Raw genomic sequence first — 11,643 nt, 5'->3', positions numbered from 1 at the left:
CATGTGGCGCAGTCGCCGACGGAACGGCGGACGCCTTCCGATTACCGATGAGGAGGTGTTGGTCTGGGCACCCACTTTGGGCTGACCTGCACCGTGACGCCGCTGGTGGCCGACACGGTGCAATAGGCATAATCCCCCGGCTTTCCGCGCGGGAAATCAGGATTGCAGATCCATTTCGGGTCGGACTCGACATCATCGAGCGAATAACCCGCCTCTTCGGGGACAGCGAAGTCGAGCTGCGCGGTCTTTGTGGCCAGTACAAAGCTCTTGCAGATGATTTTCGCCGGCCCGCAGTCGATTCCCGGGTGGGTCACCCCGTTGCTATTCATCACCGTCACCGGGCCAGGGCTGTTGACGATGATGGTGAAAGCCAAACGATCGAGCACGGTGCCGAGCATTCCGGAGGCATCTTTGAGGAAGCCGATAATTTCCGCCGGGGAGGGCGGCGCCGGTTTTGCCTGCGGCGCCAGGGATTTCGCCTCCGGTGTTGGGCGGCGATCATCGTCTCGATCAGCCGCCCCGGGGTGAAATTCCCGCCCTTGTAGAGATAGCGGTCGCATTCGCTGGCCACGTCGACTCCTCTTGCTGTCGTTGCCTCGGACGACGACACCATCGCAGCGCAGAAGCCCGTCGGACGCACGCGGCGCGTCGTGCGGTCAGCAGAGAGAAATCCCGTGAGCAGAGGCCTAAGGCCGCGAGCTGCCAGTCGACGAAGCGGTGCGCGACTACTTCCCACGCATCTCGTCGGTCATCCTGTCGAGGTAGGACTCGACCTGCGCCGCCTCGTAGTCGTCGACCTCCTCCTGGGTCGCGTCATCTGGCTCGAGCTCTGTCTCCAGCTGCACTCCGGCCTCGAACAGATCGTCGCGGCGGTCCAGCTTGAGCCGGCATACGCCGCACTCGAACCGGTCGGCGGAACCTTCTCGTTCGACATAAGCACTGTAGGCCTGATGCCCGTAGTCGTCGCCCGCGTATTCGACCGCTGGTAAGCCGCGGCGAACCTCGTATACGACCCATCCCATGTTCTCGCATGCGGGACACTGATATGGCACCGGTTCCTCGGTGCCCTCGTTGGTGGTGGGAGGGACCTCGGCGAACTGCTTGATCACGTCCGCTCTGCCGGTGGCAATCAGGCTGAGTGCCAACTTTTGGTAGTCGTCCCTTGCCTGGCGCAACAGCTGCTCGTACCGCACCTTCGCTTCGTTGATCGCCTTATCCACGATCGCGCGAACGAACTCCTCTGCCTCCTCGCCGCCCCAGTACTCAACCCGTGCCGACGCTTCGACGCCCAGATACGTGAACAACTTGTCGGTGAGTAACACCATCTTCTCGAACGCGGCCTTGTTCGCCCGCATCGACGCGACTCCGAGATGAATGGCTGAGTTACGCACTCGGAAGATCAGGTCGAAGTCCTTGCTGTTCAGCTTCAGACCGCACATCTTGTTCACCCGCTCGAAGGCCGCCACCCCGGCGACGGTTGTCAGCTGCGGCAGGTGATCACGTGCTGTCCCCTTGCTATCCAGTGTCAGCGCAGTCTCGTCCGTGTACTTGTCGGGCAGCAGATGGAAACTCTGGAGTGTCAGCGCGTGCTTCAGGAGAAGCTCGACGGCGGTCCCAATCGAGATCGCCAGACGCTGCGCATCCCATCCGGCCTCACCGGGATACAACTCGCGCACCACGCGCGCGTGCTGAGAAGACCCATCCCACAGCACATCGGGCAGCTTGTCGTGCGCATAGTGGTCTGTACCCGCTGGCCAGCCTTGAGTCATGCGCTCACAGTAGTTCGCCTGCCCGTCACCTTCCCTCGACGTCCGAACGTGCGTATGCGCCGTCGCTGCGGTGGCCGGATCCAGATCCGCGGCCATAGTCACTCATCATTATTCGGCGATAACTGACGAGAATTTTCATTCCCGCAGCGGCGCACGTTCAGCGATTCGCCAGTGGCGACCTATCACCCACGCTGCCATTCAGGTTTTCACTGGTCGGTAAGCACGATCGGTTGCCCCTGCAATGTGCACACCAAAACGCCCGCCAGCGTTGTCCGCGTCTGGATACATACCACAATCTTGCTTGTGTTAATTCCGCAATGTATATTGCGTACCGTGCGTATGGCATTTCACCACGGAAAAGAGGCCACCATGACCGCCGCCACCGCGACTGAGTTCCCTAAGCACCGCCGTATCAGCGGGATCGGTTCGCCACAACGGCACTATCGGCTCGAACCCGCGTTGATCACCGAGAGCGGCACTCACCACACAGTGGTGGTGGCCGGCGGAACCAAAGGCACCTACGTTTTCGCCGCGGACGCAACCGGCGAGATCGCCGACTACCAGGCGCTGGCCATCGTTCCCGTCACGACCCACGTCGCTGCGTTGTCGAAGTTGGGTTATCAGACAATTACCGGGTGAGGATCCGCATCGAAGCGCACCCCGAGGGCAGGGCCTGGCGCTTGAGCGCGCCGGCGTTTGACGAGGCACCCACCACCACCGCCCGCAGCTTTGTCGAAATCCCCTCCGCTGCACGGCAGCTCGCGGTGACCGCCGCGGATATCGCACCCAGTACCGTCGAGCTGGACCTCGTCGTCACAGCGGGTGGCGTCGACGTGCTGCAGGCCGAGAGTCGGGTCGCCGCTGAACGCGCCGCGGCCGAGGCAGCTGCGGCTCAGCTGGCGGTCAGCGCGCGGGAGGTCGCCGGCCAGCTTCGCACCGCGGGACTGACCCTGGCCGATATTGCCGATGTCCTCGGGGTGAGTTATCAGCGGGTATCGCAGCTCCTCGCGGACTAACCCGCAGTCATCAAACGTCGTCGTCGAAGCGCCGCTGCGCGATCGTTCCTCCCTGCACTGCTTCGGATGTCGTTGTCTGCCCGTTCAACTCGGCCTGTTCGGGGCTGTACTTCACGACCGGGTTCGACTTGCGCGATGACCCGCCACCGCTGCCGGGACCGCTCATCGGCATCCCGCCGGGCATGATCGGCGTCTGGCCGATGCCCGGTTGTGTGGCCGTTCCCGTTCCCGGCGCTCCAGTTGTCCCACCGCCTCCGGCGGGGTTGTTGGACCCGGCCAGATTGGTGGCCGGCGCGGTGAATGCTCCACGCGGTGGGTCGCTGCGGCCTGTGACATCGGCGTTCGTGTTCAGATCGGGCCTCGACGTTCCCGTGACCGGCGGAGTCGACTCCGGCGCTGCGATGGTTCCGGGCGACGTGGATGTGGCCGGCACCATTGGCAGCGAGGGGCCAGGCGTACGCAGCGCAGCGGCCACTACAGGTGCGGCGGCCACCGCGGGAACACCCAATGATGCGAGGTCCGAGGTGGTTAGGGCACCATCGCGGGCTTTTTCGTTCTTGGCCGGCTGTGATCCAAGCTGTGAGCCCCCACCACCAAGACGGGGCGATCCAGTCGGGGCGACGGTTGGAGGCTGGGACGGCCCTGATGGTGCGGCTGGCTGCTGACGCAGTTTGTTTAGCAGATCGTCGACGGAGCCGGCGGGCGCGGAGCCGTCGGTCGAGCTACTCGTCGATGTTGCTGGAGCCTTCGTGCCGCGCAGCGTTGCGGGCGGAATGGACGATGACGGCGCTGGTACAGGTTTAGCCGGAGGGACGTCCGGTGCCTTCACCCGACTGTGACCGCTCACTGTGTGCTCGCGGTGCTGCTTGTGGATGAACTCGCCGTGCTTGGCCAACCGTTCCCGAATGTTCTTGCACGCCTTGTCGAATGCTTTATCCGCCGCCGTCCGCTCACGGTGCAGATTGCGCGAATGCTTTTGTGCTGCCTTCAGCGCCGCCTCTTCAGCCGAACCGGATCCGGTCTGCGCGGCCCGCTTCAGCGCCGCCTGCGCATCGGTGACGGCCTTGTCCGCGGCGGCCAGCTCAGCGTCGGTCGGTGCATCACGAATCCAGTCGCGCGAGGCGCTTTCGAGACTGGAGTACGCGGCACCGCCTTCGGCGAACCCGAGCGCACCCTTTTCGACCTCCTGGCGGATGGCCGTCAGCTTCCCGTGCGCATCGGTCATGGTTGCGCCTTTGGCAAGGGTCATCAGGGTGACTGTGTTGGTGTTCAGGTCCTTGGCGATCGCGTCCATGCGGCGGGACAGGCCCGTGTAGTGGCTGGCGGCGTCGCGCGCGGCATCGGCGAGTGAGGCGATATCGGTAGTCATGACGCGGATCATCGCGCCACCTGCCGCAGATTGACGCGGGCGGCGCGAATCAGGGAGCGGTGACAATGGTGACGCCGAGCCGTGCCAGGGCGGGTGCGGTGTACGTAGCTGTAGACGCGCGGCTGTCGTCGTCAGTCCGGGCCAAGAGGCCGATGACTGTCGCGCGGCCGTCCCGATCTACGACGAAAACCGGTGCGCCGCTGTCCCCGCCGACAGCGCCCTTGCCGAAATAGATGACACCACCACCAGCATCGATCAATGGTCCACAGGTAACCCCGGACTTCGCACCGTCGAAGCAGACTGGAGTACCAGGAGGCAACACCTTGACCTCTGCTTCAGTCATCGCGCCTACTACAGGCAGTCCCGCGATCTTGGCGGACCGAGGGTCGGCCGTGGTGTTGGCCCAGATCACCGTCGAGTCCTGAGTGGCATCGGCCACGGCCTGCCCCGCTATGCCGAACATCTCGGTTGCCCCACCGGCGGTCGTCTGCAGGTACTGGTCAGGGCTGTAGGCCCCGAGGACGCAATGCCCCGCGGTCAGGAACCCCGTGCGTCCATCGGCGGTCACCGTCGGGCCAAGTGTGCACAGGTCCAAGTCACCAGCACCATCGGTGGCGTGGAGGATTTTCGTCCCTGCCTGAGGTATCGCGCTGAACTGTGCATGATCCACGTCGTCGCGTGGAAGGACTGTCACCGGCGCACCGCTAGCATCGATCCATTGCGGCACAGCGGATTTCGATGCGATCACCGGGGTCGCACCACCGGCGGTTAGGGGCGGGGTGGCCTCAGATGGGCCTCCCGCCGCGACGGCGTTACCGGACAACACATTCGACCCGCAGCCTGACACCGCTAGCGCGGCAATAGCGGCCAGCGCAACGACGGCACAGGGCGAGAGGCTGGACGTCCTCACATAGCCGAGTCTTCCACGCTCGGCAGGGCGCATGTACCAGCTTTCCAGGCCCATCCCACGTCCAAGAGCCGGTTGGTCCGCTCCAACACCAGATCCCACCTATCGTTGAGCCACCGACGAACTCGGGCGCGACCCTCTTCGCCGAGCGTATTCATCGCGGCCTGTGCGACGACGTCACCGAGGGTGGTCGATGGCATCACATCCTCGACATCCGGCCACCGCTCGTGGTCCAGCATTACCCAGATGTGCGCGTACGCGAGCACGCCTGCGTAGACAATCTCGGCAAGGGCTGTCGGAGCAGTCTCGGAGACGATCTCACGTGCGGTACGTGCAGCGGTGGCCGCTAAGAGACACAGATCGCCCGCCGTTTCGGTGGGGGCCGTCACTTGATCGCCCCCGGGTCCAGGTCGTGGCCGCCCGTCGACGGCGCGTTGTGTCCCAGGCCGGTGTCGGTGGCCGCCGCGTTGGCCGGGCCGCCGGTTCCCTGAGCCGGAACCCCAGGAGTTCCGCTGGCGTGCACCGAGACCGGTCCCTGCGGCGCCGGGGCTGCGGGCGGCGCGGCCGGCGAGGGAGCGGCCGGCGGTGCCGGCGGCATCGGTGCCGGAGCTGCTGCCGGGCCGGCCGGAGGTGCGCTGGCATCCACCGGAACCGTGGGCGCCGGGGTCCCACCGGGCACCGTGAACGGCACCCCGCCGGTCGGGCCGGATACCGGTCCCGGGGCCGCCCCCGACGCACCCGGCGCGGCCGGGTCGATCAGGTGGAAATACCCGGCGTCCGGGCCCATGTCTTTCGGAAGCGCATCGGCGCCAACGGTTTTGTAGTCGGTCAGGTCATAGAACTGGCCGTCGCCGAGCAGCAGGTAACGCTTGCCGCCGGCCACCAGCACGTCGCCGGGCTTGGCGTCGGTCGGCGGCACCTGCTGGCCCGGGTCCTGCCCCGGAACCGGCGGGGTCAGACCGGCCTTGGCTGCCGCGTCGGCCAGGCTGACCGGGTGCGCCGGGTCGGCGGCGGCCACGATCTGCGCCAGCTTCGCCCTTGTGGCGTCCGGGAAGGTGACCTTGCGGCCTTTGACGTCCACGGTCGTGTTCGGTGTGGTCGCCGCGGCGGGCTTGGCCGTCGCGGTTCCCGGAACCGGTGTCCCCGGCGTCCCGAGAACGGCCGGCGCAGGGGCTCCGGGCCCGCGGGGCACGGTGCGGTTGTCCGGCGTGGACGCCGACAATGACTTGGGCTTGTCTTCTTTGCGTTCGCCGAGCTTGCCGGTGTCCAGCTTGTGCGGCTCGCTGTCCCCACCGAGTGCCCGGCCGCCGCCGAGTGGTGAGGAGCTCATCGGTGTGCCACCGCCGAGTGGCATGCCGCCACCGCCGAGTGGGGAGGCGTTGCCCATCGACGGGCGGCCCAGCGAGGACAGCAGATGCGACAGATCGTCTTTGTTCGCAGCGTCTTTGGCCGGAACCGTGGGTGCGGCGGCCACCGGCGGCGCAGCGACCACCGGCGCTGCGGGTGCCGGGTTGGGGGCGATCGCCGCCTTCGGGTGATCGTGCAGGCCCGGATTGGCGGAGACGGTGACCGGCGGTGGTGGGTCACCGGCGAAGATGGCTTCCAGTTTCTTGTTGGCGGCATCGATCTTCTTCGACGCCGACGCCAGCTGGGTCTGCATCGTGGTGGCCGGGCCCGCATCGGTGAGGCTGCCGTTGTCGGCGAGCTGGGTGCGTGCGGCCTTGTTGGCGTCCAGGACCGCCTTGTACGCGGCACCGGCGCCGTCGGAGGCGGCGGTCAGTTGCGCGATGACGAGAGGGCCCTGCGACGGGAGCTTGGCCATCGCGGCGAAATGCGCCGAAAGGTCTTGGCGGGCTTTGAGAATGTACGGCTCACCGGAGTTCTGCATGGTTTGGTCGATCTGGTGGAACAGGTCGGCGATCCCGGCCAGCCAGCTGGTCACCGCGGACTGCACCGCCGGGGTGTCCACCCGCAGCGGCTCCGGCGGGGTGGAGTTCCACACCGACCCTTGCGGTCCGTCCTGGAATCCGAACACCTGCTTCTGCGCGGCGGTGAGCTTGGCGTCGATGTCTTGAACGCCCGCAACGTCTTTGGCCGATCCGGGCAGCATGTGCGTGGCGGTGCCGTCGGGTGCGTCCCACAGCCCGTAACCGTGGTGGCCCATGCCGGACATCTCCCATAACGCCGCCCCACCGATCCCGAGCCATCCGACTGGTCCGGGGATGACCCCGACCGTGGAGAGGAGTGCGCCGACCACGTCGCCGTCTTTGATGTCCTCGTAGGCGGTTTCGGCCGACAGGACGGTCCCGATCAGCGGCACCGTGCGGAATGCGCCTTTAGCCAGGCCCTTGGCAAGCGGGCCGGGCAACGCTTTGCCTACCACTTCGGCCGCTTTGACCATCGGGGCCTGGCCGGATTTCCACTGTGCCTTGGCCAGGCCGGAAACGCCTTTGATCGGATCGGTGGTGAGGTCACGGAGAGCCTCGCGGGGCAGGCCCAAGTGCTTGAGCACTTTGTCGCCAGTACTCGGCCCGCCGCTGGCTGCTCTCGATTTCGGTGCGCTGTTATCCGGCTTGGGGCTGCTGGCGTCGGCCGACCGCGCACCAGCGGATTGCCCATCGTCGGGCTTCGTCTCATCGACCGGTGGAGCCTGTTCGTGAAAGTTGGGATCGTCATTCATTTGGGTCATGCGCGCAGTGGTATCAGTTCCCGAGGAAAATTCGCGCCTGCGGCGCGGGTTCATCGACGCCCAGGTGTTCGTGCTCGCGGGCCAAACTGCGTAGTCCACTGAACCTTTACCGCCCTACCGGCTGAACAGCTTCGCGGCGTCGATGAGAATCTGGTCCCGGGTGTGCACGTATGTGCGCATCGCCAAGACACCGCCGTCACTGTGCCCGAGCCACGCGGCGATCATCGTGACGGGTGCCCCACGGATGTTCAGAAGACTAGCGGCCGTATGCCGGCTCGCGTGCAGCCGGCGGTGCGACAGTCCAGAATCCTTCAAAGACTTTGTCCACCAAGCATTCAACGTGCGTGGACTCAGCGGCCGACCAAGGTCGTGGCAGAAGACATGCCCGTCGTCGTTGCCCTCCCACTTCGCTCCCGTCGCGAGCTTCGTATGCAGTTGCTCTAAGCGGACTCGCCGGAGGATCGGGAGAAGGTGTGGCGGAATCGGGAGGGTACGTGCGGAGCTGACCGTTTTGGCGTCGGCCTGCTCGATGACACCAGCCCCCGTTGAGACACGTGTTGCGCGAACGCTCAGTGTCGGTGGTTCCCCGTCGAGGTCAATCGCCGACCAACGCAACCCTGCGAGTTCACCACGCCGCAGGCCCAGCAGCGCCATGTGCACAAACAGTTCACGCCGGCGCGCATAGTCATCGGCGCCTTCCCCGTGCGCGCCGACGAGCTGCTCCAACTCTGCCTCGGTGAGACTGTCATCGACCTTCATCGCTGACTCTCCCGATGGCTTGCGTAAAGGCTCGACCAACGAAACGACGTTTCGCACAAGAACGCCCTGAGCATGCAAGTCGGACCACACCGTCTTCCACCGCGCCAGCATCGGATTGATCGATGTCCTCGCCCACACACCGCGATCGGTTGTGCCAGCCCGTAATTCGGTCACCAGAATTTCGACGTCGTGCTTAGTAATCTTCTGCACCTTGAAGTCGCCGTAGCGATCCACGACCGGCCGCAGCGCCGCGGCGTAGGCGTCGGCCGTCGTCGGCTTCACCCGCGCGGCCTTCGCAATAAGCCATGTCGTGATCGCTTCTCGCACGGTGAGATCACTCGGCGCAGTGAAAGTGCCCTTGGCGAGCTCGGCGGAAGTGGTCGCGTGCCAGTCTTTGGCCGCATCGAGAGATTTGAACCGGCGCTTGGGCTGCAACCGACGGCCGTCGGGCAGCACAACGTTGATGCGTGCCTCGTAGGTGACGCCGCGTTTGCCCTCCGCGCGGGTGATGAAGCTGGGTAGTCGTGCCACGTATCAATCCCATCGTGCGATCCGTACAGGACCAGTCACGCGGCGTGACACGCCGACACAGCGCCAACCCAATTCCTCGGCAGTTGTGTCAAAAAGTGTCAATTTTCCGGAGTCCCGTCGCCGTTGCCGACGACGGAAACCCCATCTGATCTGCGGTGGCGGAGGGATTTGAACCCCCGGTCGGGTTTAGCCGACTCTCGCTTTCAAGGCGAGTGCATTAGGCCGCTCTGCCACGCCACCGTCGACCAGCCTAAGGGGTCTGCTGCTCCGGCAGTGCATCCGGCCCGGGGGTAGCGTTATCGCCATGCGCGCCATCGTCGTTGAAGCCCCTGGTCAGCTGGCATGGTCCGAGGTTCCGGACCCCTCCGCCAAAGAAGGCGAGGTCGTCATCGACGTGACCACCGCGGGTGTCAACCGGGCCGACCTGCTGCAGGCTGCCGGGCTGTATCCGCCGCCACCGGGAGCCAGCGACATCCTGGGACTGGAGGTCTCCGGCACCATCTCCGAGGTAGGCCCCGGGCTGGGGAACGCCGAGACCTGGAAGCCCGGCGATCAGGTGTGCGCGCTGCTGGCCGGCGGCGGCTACGCAGAGAAGGTCGCCGTCCCCGCAGCGCAGGTGATGCCGATCCCCGCGGGCGTGAAGCTGCACGACGCGGCGGGCCTGCCAGAGGTCGCAGCCACGGTGTGGTCCAACCTGGTGATGACCGCCAACCTGCAACCCGGCCAGTTGGTGCTGCTGCACGGCGGTGCCAGCGGGATCGGCAGCCACGCCATCCAGGTCACCGAAGCCTTGGGGGCCCGGATCGCGGTCACCGCAGGTTCCGCCGAAAAACTCGCCCTGTGCGAAGAACTCGGCGCGGACATCCTGATCAACTACCGCGAAGAGGACTTCGTCGAGCGCATCACCCAGGAGGGCGGCGCCAACGTCATCTTCGACATCATGGGTGCGTCGTACCTGGACCGCAATATCGACGCCCTGGCCCCGGACGGGCGACTCGTGATCATCGGGATGCAGGGCGGTATCAAGGGCGAGCTGAATATCGCCAAGCTGCTGGGCAAGCGCGCCGGCGTCATCGCCACCGCGCTGCGGTCCCGTCCCGTCGATGGCCTGTCGGGCAAGGGCGCGGTGATTTCCCAAGTGGTGCAACATGTTTGGCCGATGATCGCCGACGGCCGGGTGCGCCCGATCATCGGCGCCGAACTACCTGTCGAACAAGCGGCGGCGGCCCACCAGCTCCTTCAAGCAGGAACCGTATCCGGGAAAGTGCTTCTGCGAGTTAGGGATTAGCCCAGAGAAGCGAGCGCCCGAACCAACTGATCAACCTCGGCAGTCGTCGAGTAGTGGCCCAGACCGACCGTCACGGCTCCACCGATGTCGTTGACGCCGATGGTCTCCAACACGCGGGAGTTCTTGTCCGACACCGCAAGAACACCGTTGTCGGCCAGCCGGCTGATGACCCGCTCGGCCGGAATGCCCTGCACCGCGAAGCTGACCACCGGGATGTGCGCCTCGGGCGAGCCGATCACCATCACCCGCGGCAGTGAACGCAGGGAACCCAACAGATAGTCGAATACCCGCGACAGGTAGCCCTCGGCTGACTGCATGGACTGCGCCAGCCGTTCCCGACGCGAGCCGGTCGCCGACTCGTCCAGCTTGGCTAGGTACTCGATGCTGGCCACCACACCGCCCAGCAGGCCGAACTGGTGCGCACCGACCTCCAGGCGGGCCGCGCCGGTGGCATCCGGGTCCAAAGACACCGCACCCAACGTGTCGATCACCGACGGGTCGCGGAACACCAGCGCGCCGATCGGCGGGCCACCCCACGCGACCGCGTTGAGCGCCACCACGTCGGCATCGACGTCATTGATGTCCAGAAGTCTGTAGGGGGCGGCAGCCGAATGGTCCACGACCACCATGGCGCCGTTGTCGTGCGCCAGCTTGGTCACCGGCCGCAGGTCGGTGACGGTACCCAGCTTTGAGGACGCCGATGTGATGGCGACCAACCTGGTCGGGCGCTCAATCAGCGACTCCCACTGCCAGCCGGGCAGCTCGCCGCTCTCGATATCGACCTCGGCCCATTTGACCTTTGCGCCGTATCGATTCGAGGACCGCAGCCAGGGCGCGATGTTGGCCTCGTCATCCAGGCGGGTCACCACGATCTCGTAGCCCAGGCCAGAACGCGAGGCGGATGCCTCCGCAAGTGAGTTCAGCAACACCGCTCGGTCAGAGCCGAAGACCACGCCACGCGGGTCGCCCCCGACCAGATCTGCGACAGCCTGCCGAGCAGCAGCCAGGACCGCGGCACTGCGCTGGGCGGCCGGGTGCGGACCTTCGGCCGAGGACATCGAACCGCGGAATGCCGTCGAAACCGTGGTCGCTACCGAGTCCGGTAGCAACATGCCAGTAGGTGCGTCGAAGTGCACCCACCCGCCGCCCAACGAGGGGTGCAGTCCACGCACCCGGGCGACGTCATATGCCATGCCTGCCAACCTTCGAGCGTTTGCGAACTGTCGACCGAATATAGCTTCGGCAGGTGCCCGGCCGCGTAGACACCGCGACAAACTGGGTCACCCGAACAGCCATACTAGTGCAGTGAGCTTGG

General features: G+C 65.8%; 11 protein-coding genes and 1 tRNA gene. 3 read left to right on the top strand and 9 right to left on the bottom strand.

Features of this window, described 5'->3' with window-relative positions; translation table 11 throughout:
• Window positions 1–41: 41 nt before the first annotated feature.
• Together M2432_RS15405 and M2432_RS15400 are read right to left on the bottom strand one after the other, a co-directional pair.
• Window positions 42–398 carry a hypothetical protein gene (locus M2432_RS15405; protein WP_280827680.1) on the bottom strand — a complete coding sequence of 119 codons (357 nt, stop codon included), beginning with the start codon at window positions 396–398 and terminating at the stop codon, window positions 42–44.
• A 327-nt stretch (window positions 399–725) separates the two neighbouring features.
• Window positions 726–1,769 (bottom strand): hypothetical protein, encoded by a 1,044-nt coding sequence (locus M2432_RS15400; RefSeq protein WP_280827679.1) that lies wholly within the window; start codon window positions 1,767–1,769, stop codon window positions 726–728.
• 333 nt (window positions 1,770–2,102) lie between these two features.
• On the opposite strand from M2432_RS15400, the gene M2432_RS15395 reads away from it, so the two are divergent.
• Together M2432_RS15395 and M2432_RS15390 are read left to right on the top strand one after the other, a co-directional pair.
• Window positions 2,103–2,408, top strand: a complete 306-nt coding sequence (locus tag M2432_RS15395) for a hypothetical protein (protein WP_280827678.1) — start codon at window positions 2,103–2,105, stop codon at window positions 2,406–2,408.
• Entirely contained in the window at window positions 2,405–2,785 is a 381-nt protein-coding gene (locus M2432_RS15390) for a hypothetical protein (protein WP_280827677.1), read from the top strand. Before M2432_RS15395 ends, M2432_RS15390 begins: the two co-directional genes overlap by 4 nt.
• 10 nt (window positions 2,786–2,795) lie before the next feature.
• On the opposite strand, the gene M2432_RS15385 is transcribed toward M2432_RS15390, so the two are convergent.
• The 6 genes from M2432_RS15385 to M2432_RS15360 all read right to left on the bottom strand — a co-directional run bounded on the left by M2432_RS15385 (window position 2,796) and on the right by M2432_RS15360 (window position 9,280).
• The gene (locus M2432_RS15385; protein ID WP_280827676.1) at window positions 2,796–4,154 is read right to left on the bottom strand and encodes a hypothetical protein; all 1,359 of its coding nucleotides are present in this window, start codon (window positions 4,152–4,154) and stop codon (window positions 2,796–2,798) included.
• 49 nt (window positions 4,155–4,203) lie between these two features.
• A complete protein-coding gene (locus M2432_RS15380) occupies window positions 4,204–5,064 on the bottom strand; it encodes a hypothetical protein (RefSeq protein ID WP_280827675.1) in 861 nt (286 codons plus the stop codon).
• A complete protein-coding gene (locus tag M2432_RS15375) occupies window positions 5,061–5,450 on the bottom strand; it encodes a hypothetical protein (RefSeq protein WP_280827674.1) in 390 nt (129 codons plus the stop codon). Before M2432_RS15375 ends, M2432_RS15380 begins: the two co-directional genes overlap by 4 nt.
• Window positions 5,447–7,750, bottom strand: coding sequence for a hypothetical protein (locus M2432_RS15370; protein ID WP_280827673.1), 2,304 nt, complete (start codon window positions 7,748–7,750; stop codon window positions 5,447–5,449). Before M2432_RS15370 ends, M2432_RS15375 begins: the two co-directional genes overlap by 4 nt.
• Before the next feature lie 114 nt (window positions 7,751–7,864).
• A complete protein-coding gene (locus tag M2432_RS15365; protein ID WP_280827672.1) occupies window positions 7,865–9,040 on the bottom strand; it encodes a site-specific integrase in 1,176 nt (391 codons plus the stop codon).
• A gap of 153 nt (window positions 9,041–9,193) precedes the next feature.
• Window positions 9,194–9,280, bottom strand: a tRNA-Ser gene (locus M2432_RS15360).
• A 64-nt stretch (window positions 9,281–9,344) separates the two neighbouring features.
• On the opposite strand from M2432_RS15360, the gene M2432_RS15355 reads away from it, so the two are divergent.
• On the top strand, window positions 9,345–10,328 hold the full coding sequence (locus M2432_RS15355; protein WP_280827671.1) for an NAD(P)H-quinone oxidoreductase: 984 nt from the start codon (window positions 9,345–9,347) through the stop codon (window positions 10,326–10,328).
• Here M2432_RS15355 and M2432_RS15350 read toward each other — a convergent pair.
• On the bottom strand, window positions 10,325–11,521 hold the full coding sequence (locus M2432_RS15350; protein ID WP_280827670.1) for a cysteine desulfurase-like protein: 1,197 nt from the start codon (window positions 11,519–11,521) through the stop codon (window positions 10,325–10,327). The genes M2432_RS15355 and M2432_RS15350 overlap by 4 nt on opposite strands.
• Window positions 11,522–11,643: the final 122 nt, after the last annotated feature.

Source organism: Mycobacterium sp. OTB74, assembly GCF_029892685.1.
GTDB lineage: Bacteria > Actinomycetota > Actinomycetes > Mycobacteriales > Mycobacteriaceae > Mycobacterium.
Note: the sequence above shows the minus strand (reverse complement) of the source record. Positions and strands in the feature narration are given on the sequence as shown.